Origin of the sequence: Peribacillus frigoritolerans (assembly GCF_030676415.1) — a bacterium.
Lineage (GTDB): Bacteria > Bacillota > Bacilli > Bacillales > DSM-1321 > Peribacillus > Peribacillus frigoritolerans_A.
The window spans coordinates 15,257-42,176 of record NZ_JAUUTW010000021.1 but is presented as its reverse complement, the minus strand read 5'-3'; the positions used below and the strand labels follow the sequence as shown (position 1 = coordinate 42,176).

The window sequence follows — 26,920 nt, the reverse complement described above, 5'->3', positions numbered from 1 at the left end:
AGGAGGGGTTATATAATGCCTGATTGGTTAGATGTATTTATCCGTGCTTTGTTGTTTCTCGTTATCCTTTTTTTAGTAACTAAATTGTTAGGTAAAAAGCAGCTATCTCAACTGTCTTACTTTGAGTATGTAGTTGGTATAACTATAGGTAGTATTGGGGCAGAAGTGATTACGGGACTTGAACGAAATATTTCAGTGGGAGTTATAGGAATTGTAACTACTGCGGCAATATCTTTTTTAATTGGAGTTATTTCTTTGAAAAGCAAGATAGTTCGGGACCTTGTAGAAGGGAAAGGAACGGTTTTTATCAAAGATGGAAAAATCATGGAAGATAACTTGAAGAAGGAAAGATATACAACGGATGAATTGTTAGAGTTACTTCGAAAGAAGGATGCTTTTCAGGTGTCTGATGTGGAATTTGCGGTATTAGAGGCAACCGGAGATTTATCCGTTATGTTAAAGAAAGAGAACCAGCCATTAACAGCAAAGGATTTAAACTTGGTGGTTGCTTCAGTCAAAGAGCCTCAAACCGTCATAATGGATGGGGAAATATTGGATGAACCACTTGCGACGATTGGACGAAGTCGAGGTTGGTTACATACTGAATTAGAAAAATTAGGGGTCACCATTGAAAATGTCTTTCTTGGACAAATAAATTCTTATGGAGAACTAACGGTGGATCTTTTTGATGATATATTGCAAGTACCATCTCCTCAAGAAAGGCCTTTACTTCTTTCGACTATGAAAAAATGCCAAGCAGACTTAGAACTATTTGCATTAGGAACAGAAAATAAAGAAGCCAAGCAGATATATGAAAAAAACAGTGAAAAACTACAAAAAGCGATTGATAACGTTACGCATATCTTAAAAAGTTGATTGTATGATCCATTGTTCATGGGTTATTTGATTCGATCTAAAAAACATAGGAGGCAGATACATGCCTCCTAAAATTCACCCAAAAATTTATCAAACGTAATGCGGTAAAAGGAGATTTTATATGTATATGTAGACTAAAGGGAAATTCAACTTGTCACGCCTCTTTTTAAAAAGGTTGCTTTCAACTAATTACAAATCTCAGCCTCATTCTGAAATCACCTGCTTGTACATATATAGGAAGAGAAAAAATTGCTTAAATAAAACCAACATTTTTTTTTGTTATTCCCGGTTATAAAAAGACTGACTAGGTAAAGATATAAAAGTAATTTAAATAATAACAAGGGGAGATCCTAGTGGCTCAAAATCAAATTGATGTAAACCAATTAAATCAAGCTAAAGCAAATGTGACCCTTACAGAAAGTTTACTTACTCAAGCAATTGAGAAATCATCTTCAGACCCAACTTTAGCTCAAGAGGCAATTAAACAAGCTACTAATGAGATTGCGCAAGCTCAAACAGCAGTAAGCCAAGTGCAAAGTGCATTTTTAGCCCAAAAATCTGAATAAAACACTTAATTTTTTCCCTGTAACTTATAAAAGTTGCAGGTTTTTTGATGGAACGAGAACCAGACAGTCATCGTAAAGAAAAAATGGCATGGTTCTATAACAAAACATTGCCAGCATCATCAAACCCTTAAAAACAAATATTAGATGATGGAAGGGAAAAATTTTGCTTTCCAAATTTATATAGAGGAAGTGTCTAAAAAATGAATAATTGGGTATCTATGCTTTTGAATACAGGGAGAAAGAAAAATCTGTTAAACAGGTTTGGTAGAAATAGTAATAATAGAAGAGGTATGATGTGGGCGTCTTTATTAGGTTTGGGAGTTAGTGCAGCTGCTTATGGATTAAGAAGAAACAGGAACAGAAATATGCTGCTTCCTGTTCAAAATGTAATGAATAATATTCGAACACGTACAGTTGGCCAAATGCCGAAAGTAGCTGCTATAACAGAGTTTTCAAAGGAATTAGTACCTGATAAAAATCCTTTGACAAACAAATAAATTGGAATCAGACCCGAACCAAAAATTCTGACTAATATAAACAAATAATAATCTCCATGGTTTCGACTTATATATAACTGAAGGAAGGAACTAAAAAGTGAAACGAACAAAAGGAAGCCTAAAGGCTTCCTTTTGTTCGTTTCAGACTGTAGACAAACTCGATGAAAATCGAGTTTGTCTATTTTTATGGCTTGTACAATTTGGACGTTGATTTCCACTCCAGGCACTCGCTTTCCGCGGGCGGTCGGGGAGCCTCCTCGGCTTTCGCCTGCGGGGTCTCCCCTAGACGCGCTTTTCCCGCAGGAGTCTCGTACCTTCCGTTCCAATCAACTTTGTCTTACCTTTTAGATAGAACACTTTTGCCTGGAGTCATTTTTGTTTTAAAATAGAAGGATTAAAACTTGAGGTGATGAGGATGCTTTCTAAACATGATTCTATTCAGCGAGATCAACTTGAAATGATTACTTTAGATCAACTGGTGCCACCGAACCATTTGGTTCGTAAAATGGAGGCTGCCATTGACTTCACTTTCATTTATGACTTGGTGAAAGATATGTATTCAGAGGTAGGACGCCCAAGTATTGATCCAGTTATTTTAGTTAAGTGCGTTAGTTGATTAAGGAACACAAAAATTATTAATCTTTTTTATAAAAGAATAATCCAGTTAAATAGTATTAGGGCATGTTTTGATTAATTCTTTTTCAAAACATGCCCTTTCTATTTATTCATTTATCAAGATTTCTTGTATTAGTTTGATCAATTAGTTTCAAATCTAAATAAGGCAAATTTTAATAGGTATTGGACGTAGAATAATGAACAGGGTTTTACAACGTGAATAGTAACAAAAAAAGAAATATTCAAAGCGTTGTGACATGTGTTCAGAAAAGTACGAGTTTTGGAACATAGATGGCAGATGTACAAATTAAAAAATGTAAGTTGTGAAAAGAAACAATAAAGTCATTGAGATTTACTATTAAAGAAGGCACTGCTTAAATTGTGGTATCTCCTTTTAAAGTTCTTTAAAAGGAGTCAGGTTCAACTTGAATTTTGTATGGTCAAACTATTTACCCAACTCACAATATAGGAAAATATATACTTGTATGTAAATAATATACAATTTAGACTGGAGGAGAATCATCCTTTGACACATTTCGTAAAAACGGCTGGGAGCGAAGAAGGAAGGAGGAAATATGTAATAAAAGTGGAATTCAGCCATTAGTGTACAAGTCGGTATCGGCTGTTCCGTCAAGAATTTACGCAGGGGCAGTCAACATTGATTCACTTTTTCCGGTCAAAGCATCTAAATTTCAATAATATGGGAGTGGAGAAATTGCGAGTAAAACTTTGTCTTTCCGTAATAATATGTTGTCTTTTCGTTGTCATGGGATTTACACCAGTATCGAAGGCCGCGACGAATGCAGAAAAGGATTATACGATTAAATCGTTCCACTATTTAAATGTGGATGGAAAAGATGTGGATTCCCAGGCCAAAGTGAGCAACATATCTAACAAAGAAATAAAAGTAACCATGGTTCTACCTAAACAGAATAAAGAGGGCGATTGGTTGGCGTATGGATTTACAAGCAGGGAAACTTTGCAGGCATTTATCGAAAAAGATAAACAGAGGCTTCAAAACAAAGTCACTACCATGGGTAGCGGTTCTTGTTGTACCGATTTCTATGAGTATAAATATAAAGGTGGGAATTATATTTATTGGAGAGACGGGTTTACAAACTTGTCTTCCAGCTGGAATGACAGAATTTCCTCCTTAAGTACGGCGTCACCTTCTTCAAGCTATTCGACGACGCTGTGGGAGCATACTTCATCTCAAGGGTATGGCAGAGGAGTCTCCTTTAGACACTCCGATTGGTATGGTAAAACTGCTAATATGGCTTCGGATTGGGACAACAAGGCTTCGGCGATCGAAATCAAATAACGGGAGATTGCCAATGACCAGGTGAAGGAGTTTCAAAATCACTCTCATCGATTTAGAAGGAATGGGAGAATAGTGGTTTTTTGTCGCAACTGCCACTCAAGCACAAGCTGTCGTAAGGCGGAAATTTTCCGGGCTTGGGCAGGTGCTGAGGAGCGTATACCTAGAACCTATTTCAAGTTGATGAAAAAGCCGAATTTCCTTAGAGGAGGGAAATCGGCTTTTTTTATGTCGAATTTCGCTTAGAGTATGTTTTCCGCTTTTTGTTGGTAGGACCTTGGCGGAACCCTTTATAGGTAAGTTTGATGGTTTATATTGGAAAAAGATAAGGGTGGTATTGTATCATAAAAAGAGATTGAGTGATTTATATATTATTGGAAAGGGGAATGAAAGTTGATGAATGTATTAATGATAAACTTTCCAGCTGAGGGCCATGTTAATCCGACTCTTGGTGTAGTAAAAGCTTTAATTGATCGTGGAGATTCTGTTCATTACGTAACCACTGAAGAATTTAAAGAGAGAATTGAAGGTTTGGGTGCGAATGTATATCTTCATCCAAATCATTTAAAGGGATTCACACCTCAAAAAGTCATTAGTATCCATGAATTTATGCAAGTCCATTTAAAACTTTCCTATGATATTTTGGCTATTGTTCAAGAATTAGCTGATTCCACCCCATTTGATTATGTGTATCATGATACGTTTGGTGCGGGCATGCTGGTCAAAGACTATTTAAACATTCCTTCTATCTCTTCATCATCTTCCTTCGCTATTCCTCAGGAGCAATTCCTGAAAATGCTAGAAAGTGGCAGTGGCCTTCCTCTAAATCCATTGCCGGAAATGGAGAAAGAAAATTCAACTATAACGGAACGGATCCAGGAACGTTTCGGTGTGAAGGTAAAGCAACCCCTCCAATTTATGATGAATACTTCTGATTTGAATATTGTCTACACAAGCAGAGAGTTTCAACCAGGTGGAGAATATATGGATGATTCATATGTATTTATCGGTCCTTCCATCACGAAACGGGTGCAAATACATGATTTTCCGTTAGAGGAACTGAAAGACCAGAAAGTACTGTATATTTCAATGGGTACCGTCTTGCAAGGCTTTGAATCTTTCTTTCAAACCTGCGTAGAGGCTTTTAGAGACTTTGAGGGGAAAGTCATATTTTCAGTGGGCATGGCTACTGATTTAGCCAAGCTGCAGCCTTTACCGGAAAACTTCATTGTACGTAGATATTTACCGCAGCTTGAAGTTTTAAAGCATACGGACGTCTTCATTACTCATGGAGGTATGAATAGTACGAGTGAGGCTCTCTATTATGAAGTGCCCCTTGTCGTCATCCCCCAGACCTCAGATCAGCCTATGATCGCTAATCGATTAGAGGAACTTCAAGCCGGGTTTAGAATTGATCCACATGAAGTAAGCATAGAAAAGCTACAAGAATCCGTTCGACAGGTATTGTCCAATCCTGCTTATCGGGAAAATGCTAAGAAGTTGAGCAATAGCTTTAAAAAAGCAGGTGGAGCAAAAGAAGCTCTAACGGCTATAGATGTTTACTTAAAAAAGGTAAGTTCGGGTATCTTCTAAGGCATATAAGGGGTACAGTCAGAAAAATGGTCGATTGACTCTGTATCACTCCTAGAAGAGATTATCGAAGTAACAGGTCTCTTCGATGAAGATCCTATTTCATTTCCTATAACGTTTCATTATGTTAACTAGATTTGTATAGGGAATTCATTTGATCCTTAGGTGTGGATTTGAAATAAAAGTCGTACCGTTTATTAAAAAGATGTACCGTTTAAAATAAAATTATACCGTTTGCTAAAAAATGCCACCGTTTTATTCCTTTGGATTGGTTAACTAAAGGGGTGTTTTTATAGTGAAAAGGAAAAAGAACATCTGAATTGAAAGATCGATTAAGGAACTGTTGAGTGACAATAAGTTTTTCCGTTAAAGGGCCATTTTCTTAAATAAAGAGAAGGGATTATTTGTAAGTGAGTCGAAGTTAATGTCATAAGATGTTATTTAGTTTAGCATTGGGACGCACTACTCAACATTAAGGAGAAAGAAAATTATAAAGAAAGCGGGAGATCTATTGGATACAAAAGAGGTATTGAAGCGATTCGAACAGGTGTCTACATACTATATTGAAGAGTTAAGTAAATATTCGCTGGATGAGTTTACGAGAAAGCCTTCTGAGGATGAATGGTCATTAGGACAAATGTACAATCATTTAATAAAGAGCACCCTTCATCTTCATTTGAAAGCCATTGAGCAATGTGTTGATGGCACTACTTCCGATGGCGGTAAAAAAACAGAAATAGGGGAAACGATTTTCAAAGAAGGGACGTTTCCTCCAATCAGGTTAAAAGGTCCGGATACACCGGATTTCACACCGCCAAATCCTACAGGCAAAGAAGAAGTAAAGGAAGGACTGCTTCAAATCATTGAGAAAATGCAAGAGATAGAAAGAAAGCTCTCTGACATTCCGGCCAGCCAGAAAGTTCAGCACAGGAGAATGGGATATTTAAATGCAGAGGAATATTTTCAGCTAATCGAAATGCATTTCCGGCACCACTTACGGCAAAAAGAACGTATCGATCAGTTTCTTTTAAAAGTAAGTAAGTAATTTATCTCTATTGTTGAAGCAGTTATTGACCGTCGGAATATCAGCAGGAGCCCAGTAAATTAGAGGAATTCAGCTATTAGACCTTTGGAATTTGTCCAGACAACAGGAAATCGTAACGAATATGTATGTGGAAGCTAAACTTCAGTTTCACACCATTTTAGATCAAGTGTTTCCTGAATACCGGAAGGTTTTTGGAGATCTATATTCGAAGGTTTCTTTATTGATGTTAAAGGAATATCCTCCTTCAGAGGCGGTATTAACAGCCGGAGAAAGAGAGTGTTATAGAGTTCTGTTCAAACCGATCGGGTGAATGGGCAAGGGAAAAAGCAAAAAAATAATGGATTCCGCATCTCGAAATCCATTTCAAAAAAGCGTGTATGAAAGTCACGTAATCAATCTTCGTATGTATATTGAGTTGCTTTTTCATTACCAGGGACACCTTTCTGATTTGGAAGATCGTATAGTGACCCTGGCAAATGAACTAGAAGAATATAAGATCATCCAATCGATTCCCGGTATCGGAGAAAAAATCGCAGCCACGATTATCTCTGAAATTGGTGAAATCGATCGGTTTAATCACCCGAAAAAACTGGTTGCCTTCGCTGGAGTAGATCCAAGTGTTCACTCATCGGGAAAGTTTACGGCAACCATTAATCGTATGACAAAAAGAGGTTCGAGCAGACTACGTCATTCTCTGTATCTTGCCGTACTTTGCGGCATAAGAAGTTCAAGGAACAAAAAGCTTAAAACATTCTATGATAAGAAAAAATCAGAAGGAAAACCTGCCAAAGTGTCAATCGTTGCCTGTATGAATAAGTTGCTTCATTGGATTTATGCTTTATTAAGCAGAAAAGAAACGTTCCTAGATTTAGCCTAATTAACGGTTTTGTGAAACAGAGAAAAATCCTTCCAAAAGGGTTTTGGAGGGTTATTTGAGATGGCCAAAAATAGTATATCATAAGGGAAATGAAAATATTAGAGAAAGATATTGACATCCTATTAGCTGGTTTAGTTCATTATGGGACACAAAATTGATCAATCTTTTTTATAAAAGAATAATTCAATTAAATAGTATAAGGGCATGTTTTGATCAATCTTTTTTTCAAAACATGCCCTTTCTATTTATTCATTTATCAAGGTTTCTAGTTTTAAAAAAATACCCTAAAAAGGGTGAGTTTGATTGAATTACTAGTAGGATAAAGAGGTGGGGTGATAGGCACGGGAAAATATGCTGGTTTAATCCATACTTTATAATATGATCTTTGGTTTCCGCCCCATTGTTGTAAGTGATTACAAATAAAATGAACATTCTTATCAAGAATCATCTGAAGTTTGTTCTGCCTCAATAGGCTTTTTCACATTGCCCCAAAAACAAAGAGCCGCACATCTGGCAATAATTCCACCTGAAATAAATGCTAACGTATAAGAACCGGTTGTGTCCACAATCATACCTGATACAACCGGGGTGAATGCACCGCCAAAGTAACCACGAAAACTCATAATTGCACTAGCAGATGCCTTAATCGAAGTAGGTGAAACGTCCCCAGCAAGGGCCCAAGCACCACCTGTAATTGATGAAATAAAGCAGATGGCAAGAGTCATTAAGGCAACAGTGAAAATGATACTATGAAAAAACGGAAGAATCCCGATAACAACAGCTGTCAATAAAGCATTTGTTGAAATTAAGATACTTTTCGAATTCATTGGAGATGCCATACCAAGATATATCACCTTGAAGATTTTCTAATTAAACCAGTCACGAAAAATAAACCTTTAGAAGAAAACTTTGATCAATCTTTTTTCAAAACAAGCTTTTTCTTTTTATTACAAGTTATTAGCAACATTTGTTGGTTTACATTAAAAACAAAATAATTGGAGAAAACTACGTGTAATTAGGATTGGGTATCACAGAACAGTTCATAGAAGAAGAAAGGGCATTTTCGTATTTTATTTCCTATAAGTTAGCTTATGTTAACTATGAACTATATCATATCTAAATGAGTTATTTCCCAATGTTTATTCTTAATAAGTTGCTCTAAATTCTCTTTATCTCTTTTTTTAAAATAATTGGTAATTTCTTTATGATCTTCATTCATTTGCTCTAATACGGCAAAAAGCTTTTCTTCATTATTACTTAAATAAATTTGTCTAACAAAACTATTTTGTAAAGAATCAAGAAGATCTATTAATGTAGGATTATTGCATTTATCAATATATACTTTATGGAATTGATTTTGGTATTTTTGATAATCTAAATAGTTTTTTGTTGAAATTGAAAATTCAATTTTCTTAACCAAATCTTCCATACGTTCAATATCACTTTCTGTGATATGCTCTAAAGATAATGAGGCTGCTAAAGAATCCAATACACTAACAATTCGAAAAACATCTAGCTTTTTTTTGGTATCAAGTTCTTTAACAATAAATCCTTTTCTAGGAAGATACTCGAGCAAATTGTCTGAAGCTAGTTGTATCAAAGCTTCTCTTACAGGCGTTCTACTTACTCCTAATTTTTCGCATAATACCGATTCATTTATCTTATGCTTAGGAAGTAAGGTTCCGTTCTGAATTCTTTCAGTTATATAATCATATACGAGATCTTTTAATGATTGATATCTATTTTTGATAGCGTTTCCTCCTAAGCTAAAAATTAATATTATATAGTATACAATATATAATTAGAAATTCTTGTCTTTAATATTAGCACCATCTTTTACAGACTTCAATATCTCTATTATTTATTATGATATTTAAGATATAAACCGACTCCTGCTTCCATTTTTATTTATGAATTGTTGTTTTAAGTCTTATGGTATTAGAAATAAGGCAGTTTAAAGAATTTTTAAGAATAAAATAATAAAGCATTGAAAAATAGATAAGTTAATTGTATAATTCGATATGTAAAATGTTTTCTGACTATTCTGTACTATATACAATATACAATATAAAGTATATTTTCTTCATTTGTTTTAAGTTTTTTAAACTATTTGTATTAGATACCTTAATGTTAAGAAATAAACCCAAGAAAACATTAGGTAAAAACTGTAATGTGGAAGGGGGATTTTTTTTGGAGTATAAAATATACAATATATTATATACAAAATAAAATTCAAGTTTCAACAAGACCATTTTTACAAATTTATAAAATTAGAGGTGAGAAAAATATGAGTGAGAATAACTTTAAAGATGTGCAAGATGGAACAAAAGCGGTATGGGCAGGAGAAAAAGAATCTCTTGCTTATAATGCAACCCAAGTTCCTGTAGTTCTTAGTGTAGCCTACAATTACGATGACGTAGACGAATGGCAAGAAGTTGCCCTTGGAAATAAACCTGGTTATACCTATAATCGAATGGCAAATCCAACTGTTCAAGCTCTGGAAGAAAAAGTAAGGATACTCGAGGGGGCAGAGAAAGCTGTAGGTTTTTCATCAGGAATGGCTGCTATTAGTAGTACATTATATACATTTCTAAGACCAGGAGATCGGGTTGTATCAGTCAAAGATACTTATGGAGGAACCAATAAAATTTTTACTGAATTCTTGTCCAATCTTGATGTCGATGTAACATTGTGTAATACCGGAAACCATAAAGAAATTGAAGCTGAAGTGGTCAAAGGGTGTAAAGTGCTATATTTAGAGTCTCCTACTAACCCTACTATGAAAGTTACTGATATTGAGAGGATAGCGAGAGTCGGAAAATCAGTGGGTGCATTAGTTATCATAGATAATACGTTTGCTACTCCAATTAATCAAAATCCTCTTCAATTAGGAGTTGATATTGTAGTCCATAGTGCAACTAAATTTTTAAGTGGACATGCAGATGCATTAGGTGGCATAGTATGTGGCTCTAAAAAATTAATGAAAAAAGTCTATCATTATCGTGAAATTAATGGAGCAACTATGGACCCATGGTCTGCCTACCTTATTCTAAGAGGGATGAAAACGTTAAAGCTTCGTGTACGGCAACAAGAAAAAAGTGCAATGGAAATTGCAAAGTATCTTCAAAAGAAAAAGCTTGTTGACGCAGTTTATTACCCGGGATTGGAAGCGCATCCACATCATGATATCGCAAAGAAACAAATGAAAGGGTTCGGTGGGATATTAAGTTTTGTATTAAAAGATGAAATGAAAGCTATCAAAATTTTATTATCAAAATTAAAATATGCAAACAAAGCTGGAAACCTTGGAGCCGTTGAAACTATATATGGGCCTGCAAGAACGACTAGCCATGTTGAATGTACTATTGAAGAGCGTAAAGCCCTTGGTATCCCAGAAGGTTTAGTTCGTATCTCTGTAGGTATCGAAGATACAGAAGATCTTATAGCAGATTTAGAGCAAGCTTTTTCTTACTTAGAATCCAATTACCCTGTTAGCTGTAGTTGAAAGTATAAAATATTACTAATGGAAGAGGTATTGAAATATGACACATAAGATAGCATTACTTGGATTTGGTGTAGTTGGTCAAGGGTTAGCTGAAATTTTACAAGATAAAAGTGAGTCACTACGTAGTGGGTTTAACTTTGATGCAAAAATCGTTGCTATTTCTGATGTTATGAAAGGTTCCCTTTATGATCCTAAGGGGTTGGATCTTTCTTTAGCGTTACAAGCTGTAAAGGAAACAGGAAAATTAGATAGTTACCCTGAGACCCCTAGCTTGGTAAGAGGGTGGGATAGTTTTCGAACAATACGTGAGAGTAATGCAGACACTGTTGTTGAAATTACCTTTACTGATGTAAAAACAGGACAACCTGCCATTGATCATTGTAAAGCAGCATTTGAAAGCAAAAAAAACGTAGTAATGAGTAATAAAGGTCCGGTTTCACTAGCTTATCAAGAGTTAGCTGAATTAGCAAAAAAAAATGATGTTCGTTGGGGCTTTGAAGGAACAGTTATGAGTGGAACCCCAGCATTAAGAATGCCACTGAGTTCATTGGCAGGGAATAGCATTTTTGAAATACGAGGGATTTTGAATGGAACAACTAATTATATCCTAACTAAAATGGAAGAAGGATTGAGTTATCAAGATGCATTGTCAGAGGCACAAGCTCTTGGTTATGCAGAGGCAGATCCTACTAGCGACGTTGAGGGATATGATGCTCAATATAAAGCTACCATTCTTGCTAACATTGTAATGGGTATTCCAATGAAACGAGAAGAAGTAGAATGTGAAGGGATTAGTCATCTTACGGAAAAGGACATTGAGTGGGCAAAATCAGAAGGTAAGAGATGGAAGTTAATTGCTAAATGTATAAAGGATGGCGATAAAGTCATTGCAAAGGTAGGACCTGAAGCTATACCTCTTACAGATCCTCTAGCTGGAGTTTTAGGTGCACAAAATGCTATTACTTATGATTGTGATTTAGCTGGTCCAATTACCTTAATTGGAGCGGGAGCTGGACGTAAAGAAACAGGATTCTCGATTCTCATTGATTTAATCAACATTAACCGTGATCAATTATAATTATTATTCGTTTCATTCTTAAAGTTATAAGTTAAAAATTACTTATCATGAGGTGATTTTGTATGATGTTTACTGACAATTTAATAAATAAAAATAAGATGTTTCTTGCTGGGGAATGGGTATCTCGTGATAAAAGCATTGAAGTCTTGGACCCACAGGATCATAGTTTAATCACAACAGTTCCTGCTGCTAATGAAAGAGACGTCATTTATACTATAGAAGAAGCAAAAAAAGGAGTAAAAATAGCAGCAGATATGTCAACACATGAAAGAATTGCTATTCTTCATCGTGCTGCGGACTGGATCTTTGAAAATAAGGAAAGATATGCAACTACTATTGCTCGTGAGGGAAGTAAAACAATTAAAGAAGCAAGAAAAGAAGTACTACGTTGTATTGAAACACTTCGTATAAGTGCTGAAGAAGCAAGGAGAATTAATGGAGAAACCATTTCGTTTGATCAAATGCCAGGAAGCGAAGATCGCATAGGTTACTATTATCGTTTTCCTATTGGAATTATTGTAGCTATAACACCTTTTAACGATCCATTAAATCTTGTTGCACATAAAGTGGGTCCTGCTATTGCTGCTGGGAACGCTATTATTGTAAAACCAGCAACCGTAACACCATTAAGTGCTCTCTTATTGGCAGAAGCTTTTGAAAAAGCCGGTTTGCCACCGAAAGTTTTATCCGTCATTACCGGTTATACAAGTGACATGGGAGATAGTCTAATTACTCATTCAGCTATACGAATGATTTCTTTTACAGGAGGACTTGCCACTGGTAAAGCAATTATTCAAAAAGCAGGCTTGAAAAAAATATGTATGGAGCTTGGATCAAACTCACCAGTTATTGTATTGAAAGATGCTGATTTAGAAGAAGCTGTGAAATCAACTGTTTCTGGAGCCTTTTGGGCAGCAGGACAAAATTGCTTAGGGGTACAGAGAATATATGTTCAAGAAGGTATTTATCATAACTTTATTGGTAAATTTATTGATCGTACTCAACAATATCGAGTAGGTGATAAATTATTAGAAGAAACAGATATGGGACCAATGATCTCCGAAATAGAAGCAAAACGTGTTGAAAGTTGGGTAAATGAAGCTGTTGAGAAAGGTGCAAAGTTGCTTTGTGGTGGAAAACGTGAAGGATCTTTTTATCAACCTACTGTTTTAGTTAATGTACCAGAAGATTGTAAATTGGCAACTGAAGAGGTTTTTGGCCCAGTTGTTACCATTTATAATGTTCCTGATCTTGATACAGCCATTTCCCAATCTAATCGTGTAGATTTCGGATTGCAAGCAGGTATATTCACTCGTGATTTAGATAAGGCATTGAGAGCCATACGTAAACTTGAAGTAGGTGGAGTTATGGTAAATGATAGCTCAGATTATCGCATTGATGCGATGCCTTTCGGAGGTGTAAAAGGTTCTGGTTTAGGTCGTGAAGGAATTAAGTTTGCGCTTCAAGAAATGACTGAACCAAAAGTTGTTTGTTTTAAAGTTAATAATAAATCAATATGATAACATAAGGGCTGACCTGTGCAGGTCAGTCTTTATGCTAAAGATTCTGATTTTTCTGCAAAATATAAACTTTGTATATTGTTGTCTATTAAAATAAGTACTTGCAGAGAGTAAATAACGAGGAGGAGACTAGATGCCAAACACAAATAATACCAATGAAAACCAGTTGAAACGTTCAATGAAAAGTAGGCATTTGTTCATGATTTCGCTAGGTGGTGTAATTGGAACGGGTCTTTTTCTGAGCAGTGGATATACAATTAGCCAAGCTGGACCAGGAGGTACGATTCTCGCTTACTTAGTAGGCGGATTAATCATGTACCTTGTCATGTTATGCCTGGGCGAACTAACTGTTGCTATGCCAGTAACAGGTTCATTTCAAACTTACGCTACCAAATATATCGGTCCTGCTACTGGATTTACTATCGGTTTAATGTACTGGCTTACTTGGGTGGTAACGGTAGGTTCCGAATTTACTGCCTCTGGACTATTAATGCAGAGATGGTTTCCTCACACTTCTGTTTGGATGTGGAGCGCCGTCTTTGCGATTCTAATTTTTTTACTAAATTCCATTTCAGTAAAAATATTTGCAGAAACCGAATTTTGGTTTTCAGGTATCAAAATAATTACTATTATCTTATTTATTGTGCTTGGAGGATCTGCAATGCTTGGATTTATTCCAATGGATGATAGAGCCTCTGCCCCCATGCTTTCTAATTTCACTGTAGATGGAGGTCTTTTCCCAAATGGCCTGCTTCCAGTTTTTATGGCTATGATTTCCGTTAATTTTGCCTTTTCAGGAACAGAACTTATTGGCATTGCTGCTGGAGAAAGTGAAAATCCAGAAAAAGACGTTCCTAGATCTATTAGAAATGTAATTTGGCGAACATTGTTTTTCTTTGTTGGTGCAATTTTTGTGTTATCTGGGTTAATCTCTTGGAAAGAAGCAGGAGTCATTGAAAGTCCATTTGTGATGGTTTTTGACAACATCGGAATTCCTTATGCAGCTGATATTATGAACTTTGTTATTATTACAGCCTTACTCTCAGTAGCAAACTCTGGTCTATATGCATCTACTCGTATGTTATGGTCTCTTTCAAATGAAAAAATGATAAGTTCATTTTTTGGAAAGGTAACGTCAAATGGAGTACCATTGAATGCTTTAGCTGTAAGTATGGCAGTAGCTTGTTTATCTCTATTATCTAGTGTATTTGCACCTGATACAGTTTATGTAGTACTTGTGGCTATATCAGGATTTGCAGTAGTTGTAGTTTGGATAGGGATTGTTTTATCACAATATATGTTCCGTAAACATTTTTTGAAAATGGGTGGAGATATTAAAAATTTAAAATTCCGTACACCACTTTATCCTTTTGTACCCATTGCTGCTTGTGTTTTGTGTCTTGCTTCTTGTATAGGTCTTGCTTTTGATGCGAGCCAAAGAATTGCTCTGTATTGTGGAGTACCTTTTATTGTTTTATGCTATCTCTTCTATTATATGAAAAACCGAGGAAATAAGAATCAGATAAATTCTTATAATGAAACGGATGATAATATTAGGAATATTAAGTAAAGAGATTTTTTGTGAAAAATGAGAAGGCTTACAAGATCTTCGGTTTATCGATTTTTAACGTACTAATTTAAATAATAACAAAGGATCACCACTGATTTTGGACAGACTTCTTCTGCTTATTTAGAAGAAGCTGTTCTTTTTCAGTGTGCCTAGCATGTGCATCAAATAAGGGTACCGATGGTTAATAGACATGGATTTGGATGAATTCTATGATAAAGTTAGTCACTCCTACCTACTCGATTCGTATACATAACTCCCATAACATTCAATATAAAAGTAGCTTCAACCTTAATTGGTGAAAGTACACTTTTGTAAAAAGAAAAGCCCATGAAATTGAAGTGAACCCAAAAAGATAAAAAAGGTATTAGATGGGGAATTGTTACAAAAACAGAAAATGAATCATCGGAACAATAGGATTATTATGCTTGTAGTCCGCAACATGAAACGTGAATAAATAGGCTACGGGATTCATCCGTATTATTGGAGAATAGGATATATGTGAATATTTTTTGGAGGTAGAAAAATGGCAAAAATTACTGTAGGAACCGAAAATGAAACACCGATTGAACTATATTATGAGGATCATGGTACAGGGAAGCCGGTAGTATTAATTCACGGTTGGTCCTTAAGTGGTAGATATTAGGAATATCAAGTTCCTGCTCTCGTTGAGGCTGGATACAGAGTCATAACTTATGACCGTCGAGGGTTCGGGAACTCTTCTCAGCCATGGAACGGTTACGATTATGACACATGCGCTACTGATTTACACCTGTTACTAGAGCATTTGGATCTCCAAAAAGGGACACTGGTCGGATTTTCAATGGGGGGTGGAGAAGTAGCACGCTATATCGGAACTTACGGAACAAATAGAGTAGAGAAGGCTGTATTTGCAGGAGCTGTACCACCATTTCTTTACAAGTCAGCAGAACATCCTGAGGGAGCATTTAATGATGCAGTAATTCAAGGATTAGAAAATGGAGTAAAAAATGATCGCCTAGCATTTCTTGATGAGTTTACGAGAGGATTTTTTGCTGCTGGAGATCGAACTGACTTAGTCAGTGAACCATTCCGACTTTACAATAGGGATATTGCAGCAGGTGCATCGCCTAAAGGGACACTAGATTGTATTTCTGCTTTCAGCAAAACGGATTTCAGAGGAGATTTAGCCAAGTTGAATATACCTACCCTTGTTCTTCATAGTGATTCAGATGCAATTGTTCCATTTGAAAATAGTGGGAAGCTGATACAGAAGCAATTCCTGATTCTAAGGTAACTTTAATAAAGGGTGGTCCACATGGGTTCAATGCAACACATGCCAAAGAATTTAATGAAGCACTGCTAACATTTTTAAAGGGCTGATTACAGATGACCGTAAATTGTTGCAAACTGATCGATAAAAATCGTTTTTTTTGATAAAATCAACAATGAATATAACAGAGCCACTTTAAAAACGGGTACGTTTGTTTATTAAGGAAGACAAAAAAGGTCAGCGTTTTTATAAAAGAACAATCCAATTTAATAGTAATATAAGGGCATGTTTTGATAATCTTTTTTCAAAACATGCCCTTTCTATTTATTCATTTATAGTTAATGGCTCTTTTCGTATGTAGCTCTGCACTTGTTTTTTAGTTTATGACTAACGGGCGTAGTATTTACAGAGAAGAGCAAGAAAGCGATAATTACATGAGAAATATGTCCTCAGCTATTTCGATTTCGACCGAAAAAAGAGATTTGGAAAAATCCCAAATCGCTTTTTTAATAGTATTACTTTTTAGGTTTCTTATTTAAAATAAAGCGTAGTTCATTGATATCATCATCAGATAGGGTGTCTTCCTGAATGAACTGGACAAGCATGGATTTCAGGGTACCTCCATAGATACGGTTGATAAATGATTCGGTCTCGGCACGCTGGCACTCTTCCTGTGAATAGAGCGGGTAAAAGGTGTAAACTCTTAGGTTTTTATTGACACCTACTACATCTTTTTGAACCAATCGGTCGAGAAGAGTGCGTATGGTTTTCGGCTTCCAATGGGTACTCTCCTGTAAGGAAACTATGATGTCATTTGCTGTTTGAGGGGCTTTATCCCAAAGCACGTTCATGATTTCCCATTCTGATTCTGATATGCTAGGAATGTTTTTCTCCATTTTTCTCCCCTCCATTTTCTTTATAGATTCCTAAATCTTTTAAAATTGATAAAGTAATTTCTCCCGCCTTGCTTCCAGATGAATCATCTTCATTTTGTATATTGGTAGCAAAGAAATAAGTATTGTTCTTCGTCTCTACATACCCGATAAACCAACCATTGATGTTTTTTCCATTCACTGTTCCTGTACCTGTTTTTCCTGATAGGCGAGCTTCCTCACCCTTTTCTAAGAGTAGTGCTTCCTTTACAACTTGGTTATGCATTTCATTATATCCCAATTGATTGTAATAAAAGGCTTGCAGCAGTTGGACTTGCTCGACTGGAGAAATTTTCAATGATGATTCGAGCCAGAATTCGCCCAATTCCCCAGATACATCGGAATTACCATAGTTTATCGCTTGTAGATTGGATTGTATTGTTTCAAATCCTGTTCTACGATCTAATTCTTGGAAATACCAGTTTACAGAATTTTGTAAAGCAGATGTAACATCCTGATTCATATTCCAAGCGTCATAGGGTTGCTCCGTCCCATCCCAGGAAAGGGTGGATTCTTCGGGTGATATCACATTTGATTCTAGTGCAAATAAGGCACTATAGATTTTATATGTGGAATCAGGTGATACCCGCAACGTACTTTTCTCTTCATTATAAATGCGATATTGCTGTGCGTCATGATCATATAAAACAAAGCTTCCTTCATACCCTTTAAAGAATTGATGTAAATCCTCAAAAACCACTCCATCATTTTTAAAATAGTATCGGTCGTTTTCCGTTGCAAATGCGGAAACGAAAGGTAATTGAATTGTCAAAATGATACTGGCCAACACATAAATAAAGACGCTTTTTCTTATTGATTTTTTTGTGGAATGTTTATAGGCAGAAATTTGTTCAATTCGTTTTTTGATTTGAAGCTTCGAACCGTTTAAATGTGTCACTATCTGAAGCTTACTTGACCGTTTTGAAAGATCCAAAAAATTAATGATTGTATTTCCATATTCACTAAATGAATTATCATCTATTAACTGTAAAACAGATGTATCACATGCGATTTCCCGATCCAATCTCATTTCTCTAAAAGCAAGCCAGACAAGGGGATTAAACCAATAAATGATTTGATAGAACAATATCACGTAATTTGTCAGCAAATCCTTGTTTTTATAGTGACTTAGTTCATGAAGAAAGATATACTCGTAATTTTTCAAGCTAAGCCAGTTTTCATGCTGGGAAGGTAAGACGATATATGTTTGAAAAAGTCCGAATATCATTGGAGATTGGACTCTTTTCGAAATTACAATCTTTATTGATTTTTTAATCTGTAGTCTTTTCTTGCATTCTTCGAAAAGCACGAGAACTTCTTGATTGGAAAACGGAGAAGAATAATTCTTTATCCTTCTAAGTGTGAGCAATCCACGAACCATAGTAAAGGTAAATAAAAGCATCCCTGACATCCATAAACCCATCACTCCAATATTAAGTAAGGACAGGTCCGGCCGATTGACCGATACAGAAAAGTCTTGTATTAGGTGGAGGCCTTGTATCATATCAGTTCCAGTTATGTTCATATTAGAGCTGGGGGCATTAGCCTGATATGTATCTCCACCGCTAAAGAGAGTACTAAAATTATATAAATCAGTAGGTATGAATGGAAGTGCTAAAGCCATAAAAAGAAACATCCACAAATGATAGTACCATTTTGCTGTTAATTGTCTTCCAAACCATTTTCGAATAAGTAGAATAACAGGAATGGAAAATGAAGACACCAATAGACCTATTATAAAATGAGTTAAAAACATGTCCTTCAATACCAACTCTCTTGACTTTTAAATTTTAAAAAACAGGTATATAGCATATTTATAGTGGTTTGAGGGTGAAAAAATAAAGAATTGACTTTATTTGATTACATATGTAATACTGTACTACAGATGCAATAAGACTACAAATGTAATCTGTTAAAACTCCTTGGTTTTTTCAATTCGTACATAAGAGTCTAATCAAATAATCAGGAGGTCTACACCATGAACAAAAGATAGGGTGCAACAGTTAAAGATCCGGCTGCTATCCCAGGAGAATATATAATAAATATTTTTTAGAAAGAGGTTGAATCTTATGAAATCATTGAACAATATTTTTAGTACTTCCGCATTCAGAAAAATTGTGCCTGTTCTATTTCTTTCATGTGCAACGCTTGTAGGTTGTTCAAACAATAACGTTAATGCTGAATTAACTAAACCTAAAAAACAAGAAACTGCCAATAATCATCATTTTGCTAAGCTTGAAGAAAAATTTGATGCTAAACTTGGTGTCTTTGCGTTGGATACTGGTACAAACCAAACAGTAACCTATCATCCAGATGAGCGTTTTGCTTATGCATCTACTCATAAGGCTCTAGCTGTAGGAGTACTTTTACAACAGAAATCAATAGAAGAACTTAATCAAAGAATTACCTATACACGTGAGGATCTTGTTAATTATAATCCGATTACAGAAAAGCATGTTGATACGGGGATGACTCTTAAGGAACTTTCAGATGCTTCTCTTCGATACAGTGACAATACTGCTGGAAACCTTATCCTTAAACAACTGGGGGGACCGGCTGGATTTAAAAAGGCACTGGAGGAAATCGGGGATAATGTTACCAACCCTGAGCGATTTGAGCCAGATTTAAATGAAGTTAATCCTGGTGAAACTCATGATACGAGTACACCAAGAGCACTTGCTACTAGTCTTCAGGCTTTTACATTGGGAGATGCACTTCCAACTGAGAAACGTGAACTTTTAATAGATTGGATGAAGAGAAATACTACTGGAGATGCGTTAATTCGTGCAGGAGTGCCGAAAGGTTGGGTAGTGGCTGATAAGACTGGAGCAGGATTATATGGTACGCGAAATGACATTTCGATCATTTGGCCATCAAAAGGAGCCCCTATTGTTCTTGCTGTACTTTCAAGTCGTGATAAAAAAGATGCTGATTATAACGACGACCTTATTGCTGAGACAACAGAAGTAGTAATTAAGGCCCTTAAAGTAAAAAATAAATAGTATATGATTGTACTAAAAAAGGTTACGTTAAGCAGCCTTTTTTAGTAGATTAATTCCTAAAACGATTGTTATGGTGACCCTTCAATAACGGACAAACAGGTCGGTTCCTGGCTTCAACATTCAATTTTAAAAGGTCAACCAGTAAAAAATCACTGGGTTGACCTTATTTTTATATTTATTTAACTACTAGTTGGGGGATTAAGACCGAATTTCCCTCGTAGTATGCTACTGCTAAACCCTATAAATCCTCCAACAATTGCTGGAATAATCCACCCTAGTCCGACATCGTACATAGGAAGAATTTCATAAAAAAAATTATTAATGGATGAAAAGTGTATACCAGCTCGATTTAATCCATCAAATAAACTAATGATAAATGTTAGAAGTAAGCTTCCTTGATACACTTCAGCTTTCCCTTTAAATAAAGAATGAAAAAATGTCAAGAAAATTAATACAATGGCTAATGGATAAATAGCTGTTAAGAGAGGAATAGAAACAGCAATTAACTGTGTTAGCCCAATATTGGCAACTATTGCACTAAAAATAGATAAACTAATAGCAATTGTTTTGTAAGGTACCTTTGGAAATAGTTTATGGAAGAATGAAGAACAAGATGTAACAAGTCCTACGCTTGTTGTTAAACAAGCTACTGTAATCATTAATCCTAATAATATCCCGCCATAAGCTCCAAAATAATAATCCGAGACTTTTGCTAAGATGGTACCTCCATTTTCCAGGTGCCCAAGTTTTTCTACACTTGAAGCACCCATATAAGAAAGAGCTGAATACATGGTTGCTAGGAAAAAGGCAGCAATTCCAGTTGCTTTTGCACAAACAACCATAATTTGTTTTTTTGTTTTTGCACCTTTTTCTTTAATGGCATTAATGATGATGATGCCAAAAACAAAAGATGCAAGCGTATCCATTGTTAAATAACCTTCTCTAAACCCATTAAAAAATGGTTGAACTGAATAATTCTTAATAGGTGCTTGAAAATCTCCGATTGGATGATTAAAAGCAACTACTACTAGGATTCCAATGAACGTTATCTTGATTGGTGTTAATATTTTCCCAACAATTCCGACAACTTTTGCGGGATTGATCGAAAAAAGGCACGTAATGCTAAAAAAGATGATTGTAAAAATAAGTAAAGGTGTAGAGCCTGAATTTTCGGACAAAAAAGGTTTTATACCGATTTCAAAAGAAACGTTTCCTGATCTAGGCAAAGCAAATAAAGGACCAATGGCTAAATAAAGAACGGTTGTGAATACAATACCAAATACAGGATGTACCCGACTTGCTAACGACTGTAGATCATCTTTCCCCGAAAAACCAAGTGCTAACACACCAAGTAACGGTAAGCCAACTCCTGTTATTAAAAACCCTGCATTTGCTGACCAAATATTCATTCCTGCTGATTGACCAAGCATTGGTGGAAAAATTAAATTTCCTGCCCCGAAAAATAGAGCAAATAACATTAAACCAATAACTAATATAAATGAAAATGGTACTCTAGTAGCCAAATTAAAACCTCCATGAAAGAACTAAATTTTATTTTTTCAAAAAGAAATAATTTTCAAAAAATTAATCACAAATTAAATACATAAGATTGTATTGTATTATGACCTGATAAAATTAATTTCAATATAAATTTTAAGTTTCTCCTTTTCGGCGGCCTTATTTAATATGCAATAAGGTCCTTTAAAATTTTAACGACAAGTAGATTGTTACTACCATGATTACGATTCAAATGATAATCGCTGTGAATTACAGAAAATTCCCCTACTTAGCCCCCTATTAGTGATATGTAATCATTAACTAAAATTCCATTTTATAACTATTGATATATTGTAATACATACTTCTTTATCTTTAAAGGATACAAAGGAGGAAAAAACAAGAAATAAAGTTGTCATTAAGGGGGATAAAAGTGGTAGCTGTGAAAAAACAATCCTGGTTGTTAGGTGGATTTAATGAAAGGTTTGTCTCTTCTGTTGAAGAGATTAAAAGACAAAATACCTCCACCATAATTTGAGTTGGTTTCAATTCCTTGACCACATCAGGCATCGAATGATGATGCAAAGGTAAGCAAGATGATTGTTGATAGTTGCCTGTTCTCAACAGAGGCAATCTATGATAAGTTTAAATTACTACAATTTACCAAATGATTCATATTAGTTTATTTCAGTAATGAGGCAGAATTGTTGGGTTGTTGATGAGCCATTATTAGGGAGTTGAATATGAAAAAGATTACATGTGGAAGTTTAATATTTCTAATCTTATCCATGCTAGTAGCGTGCACGAATGAAAAAGATGATTTCGCTCGAATTCATCCAAATCTTGTACCTAGTGGTGATCACAGGTATTCGCTACATGCTGTTGGAAAAGAAATTACAGTGGATTTACTAGAGGACAACAACATAAACAATGTGGGACCTGTTACAAATACATCATCTTATGAGTCATTGAATGAGCAATATCCTAAACTTGAATTAAAGAAAGAACCTGCATTCTTGACTAGCCTTGGTCTTTTATTCAACTAATTAAGGATGACATCACGAAAAATATTCAGGCAGATATAGTTGTGAGGGATATGCAAGTTAAAAAAACTTTTCTATTGCTTTTGTGGAAGAGTGTTATACGAGGGTGAATACTTAGATGAAGAATTTTTCTTTTCTATATTAAGTTCACGTGGCTTTGATATTGAAGATGCTCGTGGGATAAGCAGTAATGAATGGCAATAACCAAAAAACTCGTCAAATCTAGACGGTTTTTTTTATGATATTCTCGTTTTAAACTTACCACCCATTAAGCTTTAAAAGGCTATGTGCGTTTACTTCTTTGTTTTAATCAGAATGCTATATCCTCTTTCTATTTCGTGACTATGGGTGCGTTTGTTAAAGAAAACATTGAGTTGCTTTGGAAACTCTTTTTTTTGACTATAGGGGTTGGGCGATCAATGGGTACACCAATTATAACGACTGAATACTAAACTTAATATTCTCCCATGCTTATGATTAATTTTATGGCTTCTTAAAATAATACACTTAAGTACTACTTCAATAATATCTACTTTTTCACCCTAATTCCAAAATAATCTTATTCTCAGGTGAAGAGGGATGCCGATATAGCTACCGCCGATGCAGAGAAAGAAACGCGAATCAAGCGAGCCGAAGTTTCAAAGGAAGCCCAGCGTGCCGAACTTGAAAGGGCAACCGAAATAGCCGAAGCCGAAAAAATCAACAAGCTAAAGGTTGCGGAATTCCGTCGCGAGCAGGATATTGCCAAAGCACGAGCTGACCAAGCTTACGATCTTGAAACGGCCAGATCTAAACAGGAAGTAACAGAGCAGGAAATGCAAATCAGGATCATCGAGCGGCAGAAGCAAATTGAGCTGGAGGAAAAAGAAATCCTTCGCCGTGAAAAGCAATATGATTCAGAAGTGAAGAAAAAGGCGGATGCCGATAAGTATAAAATTGAAGCCATGGCGAAAGCGGAAGCGGAACGTGTTCGGATGGACGGTCTTGCTAAAGCGGACGCACAAAGGGCGCAAGGTACGACAGAAGCGGAAATTATCCGGTTAAAAAGGGTAGCAGAGGCAGAAGCCTAGCAGAAGATCGCTGAAGCTTTTGAACAGTTTGGACAAGCGGCCGTAATGGACATGATTTTGAAAATGCTGCTTATCAGCTTTTGTTTTTGGTGGGAATAATGAAAGCAATTAAAGTAAAAGGAAAAGTCGTCAAAAAAGGAAGGATTTTTATCATCGAAGCCATAAGAATCTAAAAGAAGAAAAGCTGAAGTTGAAACAACAAAGAATAGGAATTTGGGAAAAAACCAATCCGGTCACAATTAATGCGAAAGTAAATTATTTGTCAAACTCAAGAGAATATTTTATTTCCTATACTAAAGGGACAAAAGAACGTTTAATTCTTATTATGATAGGGCTTCTTATGAAGCTCCCATAGTTAGTGGAAAAGTGAGAGTTCACCCTTGTCAAAAGCCAGTAATTGTTCTCGAAAAAATCATTGCAACTCATACCAATAAAGGTGAAACTAAAATGGATTGTTTTATGGGTGGGGATCAACAGAACAGCTGCTATAAATCTAAATCGGAACTTTATTGGTTTCGAATTAGATAAAACCTAATTTAACGAAGCTTCGAATGCTTTACATAAAGATACCGCAAGTTAAAATGGTTTCGTTAAGCTGGATTACCCTCTTATGACAATTTCGAATTTGACTACTCAAGACTTTAATCACGAACTTAACGATCCGAGTTAAACACCGTTTCCCGCGGTGTTTTTATTTTGGATAGAAAACCGACATGTGGAATGTAGGTGAAAATTTCTATGTATGATTAGAAACGTTCATTCTATAATATTAGTTACCTTTTATAAATTCTCTAACCACTCTATAAAACAATCTTAGATAACTTTAATTTTGATCCTTTGGGGCAGTGTGACTGCTATCCACCTCAAAGGTTGGACGAAGGGATTTTGAGAGGGGAAGAATCTGTGAAACATGGAAGGGGTGACCTCCATATGTGGATCTTAGACCTCTCAAACATTCATAAAAGTTCCCCTCAAAATCAGTCGAAAGCAATAATAATTCCTCATAGAATGAAATGTTAACTATCTTTCTTATGATTCTAATATTTTTAACATGTTTAAGAAGTATCTTAAATATGCAGAAAATTTGAACATACAACTTGAAATGACAAATAGTCAGCATTATAATAACTACTATAACTAAAAAAATGGAAAGGTTATTCTTTTATGGATGAAATAATAAATGTAATGAAAAAAATAGGTTTTACGCAATATGAAAGTCAAGCTTATATTGGATTATTGAAACACTCACCTATTACTGGTTACGAGGTTAGCAAACGTTCTGGTGTCCCTAGATCTATGGTTTATCAGGTACTTGAAAAATTATTAGAAAAGCGTGCAATTTACAAAATACCTTCAGATCCTGTTACTTACGAGCCTTTACCAGTTGAGGATCTTATAAATAGATCTAAAATTGATTATGAAGCCTCTCTTAATTACCTGAAAAATGAGTTGAAATTCCTTAAGGTACAACAAGATATTCATACAATTAAACGGATACCAAATGCTGAAATAGCCTTATCTGAAATGAGGACTATGATACGTGAAGCAAAAGAGGAACTTTGGTTAAGCTTATGGGAAGCGCAGTGGGGAGATTTAGAGGAATCTATAAGAAGGAAAGAAAAAGAAAACCTTCCTATTTTTTCAATTTTATTCGGCTCGGAAGAAAAAAAAGCTGGTTTTACAACTTATCATAACTATATGGCTTCAAGTATTATTGAAGAAAGAACTCAGGGAAATTTAACAATCATTGTAAAAGATAAAAATGAAGTATTAATAGCTAATTTTTCAAGAGAGACCGAGGCTTGGGCTATAACCACTAAAGATCCAGCTCTTGTACTTTTAGCATTGGAATATATAGGTCATGACATCATGTTTTCTCAACTTATAAAAGAACTAGGACCAGAAAAAATGGAAGTGATATGGAAAAATAATCCGTTCCTCTATCACATTGTAACAGGAAAACGGTTCAACTAATGAACCGTTTTTTCATTAATCGTTTTATAGTAATTATTATAATAACTACTAATATTTACTGAAAGAAAAGATGTCTGAATTTAAATTTTGGATTCTAAAGTTAAACAACTAACCACAGTAGTGATTGGTAGAAGGGGTAATATTATGTCTTTAAAACAACTTTTTGTACTGTTAATACTTGCTAGCCTTTTCGGTTCCTCCTTTATTTTTATGAAAGTGGCAGCACCTTCATTAGGTCCTATTTTCCTTATCGAAAGTCGCGTATTTATTGCTGCTCTTTTTTTAATTGGTTATGCTTTCTTATTAAAACAAAAAATACATTTAAAGAATCACTGGAAGGAGTTTCTTATTTTAGGGGCTATCAACGCAGCAATTCCCTTTGTTTTAATTGCTTCAGCAGAATTATACATTTCTGCTTCACTTGCTGCCATTATTAATTCTACGACTCCTTTGTTTTCAGCAATAATCTCTATTTTATGGCTTAAGGAAGCTAAAAATATTCAAATGTTCTACGGGATTATTATAGGTTGCATAGGAGTTGTTATTTTGGTTGGATGGAGTCCTATTCATATGAATGTGGAGGTAATAGCATCTATAATAGCAATTTGTCTAGCAGCACTATTTTATGGACTTGGAGGAGTATATAGTAAGCTTACTTTTCATAAAACAAAATCACTAGAGTTAGCTATTGGACAACAGGTGGGAGCAAGCATTGTTTTAATGCCATTCGCACTTTTAAATTTACCTAATAAATTACCAAGTTTAACGGTAACCTTTTCAGTTTTAGGTTTAGCTGTTTTTTCCACTGGTATTGCTTATCTTCTTTATTTCTATCTTATAAAAAATGTGGGTCCAACCAGGACAGTAAGCGTTACTTTATTAGTTCCTGTATTTGGGATAATTTGGGGAGTCTTATTTTTAAATGAACATACTAATCTAAGCACTTATCTTGGGTTAGCAATAATAATGACAAGTATATTTTTTGTGTCAGATGTTAAAGGGAATTTATATGCACAATCTAAATAAACTATTAACCTAGACATTTAAAATATTAATTATGGTGTATGTTAAGTCAAGAAGAGACTACTGATAAGAGT

20 protein-coding genes and 6 pseudogenes are annotated in these 26,920 nt (G+C 35.2%); 21 read left to right on the top strand and 5 right to left on the bottom strand.

Translation table 11 applies throughout. The features are described 5' to 3' along the window. Positions 1-15 precede the first annotated feature (15 nt). The 8 genes and pseudogenes from Q8G36_RS18740 to Q8G36_RS18705 all read left to right on the top strand — a co-directional run. Complete coding sequence (locus Q8G36_RS18740; protein ID WP_305161014.1) at positions 16-876, top strand: DUF421 domain-containing protein; 861 nt, start codon at positions 16-18, stop codon at positions 874-876. Positions 877-1,229: 353 nt separating this feature from the next. Further along, positions 1,230-1,442 carry a hypothetical protein gene (locus Q8G36_RS18735; protein ID WP_305161013.1) on the top strand — a complete coding sequence of 71 codons (213 nt, stop codon included), beginning with the start codon at positions 1,230-1,232 and terminating at the stop codon, positions 1,440-1,442. A gap of 200 nt (positions 1,443-1,642) precedes the next feature. After that, positions 1,643-1,939: a hypothetical protein gene (locus tag Q8G36_RS18730; protein WP_305161012.1), complete on the top strand. Its 297-nt coding sequence runs from the start codon at positions 1,643-1,645 to the stop codon at positions 1,937-1,939. Between the two features lie 415 nt (positions 1,940-2,354). Continuing rightward, a pseudogene (locus Q8G36_RS18725) lies at positions 2,355-2,543 on the top strand (IS5/IS1182 family transposase); the annotation flags it as partial. A gap of 777 nt (positions 2,544-3,320) precedes the next feature. Next, entirely contained in the window at positions 3,321-3,875 is a 555-nt protein-coding gene (locus tag Q8G36_RS18720) for a hypothetical protein (RefSeq protein ID WP_370694076.1), read from the top strand. A gap of 393 nt (positions 3,876-4,268) precedes the next feature. Beyond that, on the top strand, positions 4,269-5,465 hold the full coding sequence (locus Q8G36_RS18715; RefSeq protein ID WP_305161089.1) for a macrolide family glycosyltransferase: 1,197 nt from the start codon (positions 4,269-4,271) through the stop codon (positions 5,463-5,465). Positions 5,466-5,973: 508 nt separating this feature from the next. Continuing rightward, a complete protein-coding gene (locus Q8G36_RS18710; protein WP_305161011.1) occupies positions 5,974-6,507 on the top strand; it encodes a DinB family protein in 534 nt (177 codons plus the stop codon). Between the two features lie 61 nt (positions 6,508-6,568). Beyond that, a pseudogene (locus Q8G36_RS18705) lies at positions 6,569-7,384 on the top strand (IS110 family transposase); the annotation flags it as partial. A gap of 437 nt (positions 7,385-7,821) precedes the next feature. Here Q8G36_RS18705 and Q8G36_RS18700 read toward each other — a convergent pair. Together Q8G36_RS18700 and Q8G36_RS18695 are read right to left on the bottom strand one after the other, a co-directional pair. Continuing rightward, complete coding sequence (locus Q8G36_RS18700; RefSeq protein ID WP_305161010.1) at positions 7,822-8,223, bottom strand: MFS transporter; 402 nt, start codon at positions 8,221-8,223, stop codon at positions 7,822-7,824. A 266-nt stretch (positions 8,224-8,489) separates the two neighbouring features. After that, positions 8,490-9,134, bottom strand: coding sequence for a GntR family transcriptional regulator (locus tag Q8G36_RS18695; RefSeq protein WP_305161088.1), 645 nt, complete (start codon positions 9,132-9,134; stop codon positions 8,490-8,492). Positions 9,135-9,671: 537 nt separating this feature from the next. Between Q8G36_RS18695 and Q8G36_RS18690 the strand changes: the two genes are divergently transcribed. The 5 genes and pseudogenes from Q8G36_RS18690 to Q8G36_RS18670 all read left to right on the top strand — a co-directional run bounded on the left by Q8G36_RS18690 (position 9,672) and on the right by Q8G36_RS18670 (position 16,416). Next, positions 9,672-10,889: a cystathionine gamma-synthase family protein gene (locus Q8G36_RS18690; RefSeq protein WP_305161087.1), complete on the top strand. Its 1,218-nt coding sequence runs from the start codon at positions 9,672-9,674 to the stop codon at positions 10,887-10,889. Positions 10,890-10,926: 37 nt separating this feature from the next. After that, positions 10,927-11,967: a homoserine dehydrogenase gene (locus tag Q8G36_RS18685; protein WP_305161009.1), complete on the top strand. Its 1,041-nt coding sequence runs from the start codon at positions 10,927-10,929 to the stop codon at positions 11,965-11,967. A gap of 65 nt (positions 11,968-12,032) precedes the next feature. Next, complete coding sequence (locus tag Q8G36_RS18680; RefSeq protein ID WP_305161008.1) at positions 12,033-13,487, top strand: aldehyde dehydrogenase family protein; 1,455 nt, start codon at positions 12,033-12,035, stop codon at positions 13,485-13,487. A 133-nt stretch (positions 13,488-13,620) separates the two neighbouring features. After that, the gene (locus tag Q8G36_RS18675) at positions 13,621-15,057 is read left to right on the top strand and encodes an amino acid permease (protein ID WP_305161007.1); all 1,437 of its coding nucleotides are present in this window, start codon (positions 13,621-13,623) and stop codon (positions 15,055-15,057) included. Positions 15,058-15,580: 523 nt separating this feature from the next. Further along, positions 15,581-16,416: pseudogene (locus tag Q8G36_RS18670) on the top strand (alpha/beta fold hydrolase). 405 nt (positions 16,417-16,821) lie between these two features. Here the strand turns inward: Q8G36_RS18670 and blaI are convergent. Then, complete coding sequence (blaI, locus tag Q8G36_RS18665; protein WP_305161006.1) at positions 16,822-17,202, bottom strand: penicillinase repressor BlaI; 381 nt, start codon at positions 17,200-17,202, stop codon at positions 16,822-16,824. Next, complete coding sequence (locus Q8G36_RS18660; RefSeq protein WP_305161086.1) at positions 17,183-18,994, bottom strand: BlaR1 family beta-lactam sensor/signal transducer; 1,812 nt, start codon at positions 18,992-18,994, stop codon at positions 17,183-17,185. The genes blaI and Q8G36_RS18660 overlap by 20 nt, the downstream gene beginning before the upstream one ends. 313 nt (positions 18,995-19,307) lie before the next feature. Between Q8G36_RS18660 and bla the strand changes: the two genes are divergently transcribed. Further along, positions 19,308-20,240 (top strand): class A beta-lactamase, encoded by a 933-nt coding sequence (bla, locus tag Q8G36_RS18655; RefSeq protein ID WP_305161005.1) that lies wholly within the window; start codon positions 19,308-19,310, stop codon positions 20,238-20,240. A 179-nt stretch (positions 20,241-20,419) separates the two neighbouring features. On the opposite strand, the gene brnQ is transcribed toward bla, so the two are convergent. Next, the gene (gene brnQ / locus Q8G36_RS18650; RefSeq protein ID WP_305161004.1) at positions 20,420-21,763 is read right to left on the bottom strand and encodes a branched-chain amino acid transport system II carrier protein; all 1,344 of its coding nucleotides are present in this window, start codon (positions 21,761-21,763) and stop codon (positions 20,420-20,422) included. Positions 21,764-22,249: 486 nt separating this feature from the next. Here brnQ and Q8G36_RS18645 point away from each other — a divergent pair. The 7 genes and pseudogenes from Q8G36_RS18645 to Q8G36_RS18625 all read left to right on the top strand — a co-directional run. Further along, a pseudogene (locus tag Q8G36_RS18645) lies at positions 22,250-22,407 on the top strand (IS1595 family transposase); the annotation flags it as partial. A gap of 72 nt (positions 22,408-22,479) precedes the next feature. Further along, complete coding sequence (locus tag Q8G36_RS18640; RefSeq protein ID WP_305161003.1) at positions 22,480-22,782, top strand: hypothetical protein; 303 nt, start codon at positions 22,480-22,482, stop codon at positions 22,780-22,782. A gap of 566 nt (positions 22,783-23,348) precedes the next feature. Beyond that, a pseudogene (locus tag Q8G36_RS18635) lies at positions 23,349-23,918 on the top strand (flotillin family protein); the annotation flags it as partial. Positions 23,919-24,000: 82 nt separating this feature from the next. Next, positions 24,001-24,204 (top strand): annotated as a pseudogene (locus Q8G36_RS29360) (hypothetical protein); the annotation flags it as partial. Positions 24,205-24,215: 11 nt separating this feature from the next. Continuing rightward, on the top strand, positions 24,216-24,377 hold the full coding sequence (locus tag Q8G36_RS29355) for a hypothetical protein (protein ID WP_370694073.1): 162 nt from the start codon (positions 24,216-24,218) through the stop codon (positions 24,375-24,377). Positions 24,378-25,013: 636 nt separating this feature from the next. Further along, positions 25,014-25,823, top strand: a complete 810-nt coding sequence (locus Q8G36_RS18630) for a TrmB family transcriptional regulator (protein ID WP_305161002.1) — start codon at positions 25,014-25,016, stop codon at positions 25,821-25,823. Between the two features lie 144 nt (positions 25,824-25,967). Then, positions 25,968-26,849, top strand: coding sequence for a DMT family transporter (locus Q8G36_RS18625; RefSeq protein WP_305161001.1), 882 nt, complete (start codon positions 25,968-25,970; stop codon positions 26,847-26,849). Positions 26,850-26,920: the final 71 nt, after the last annotated feature.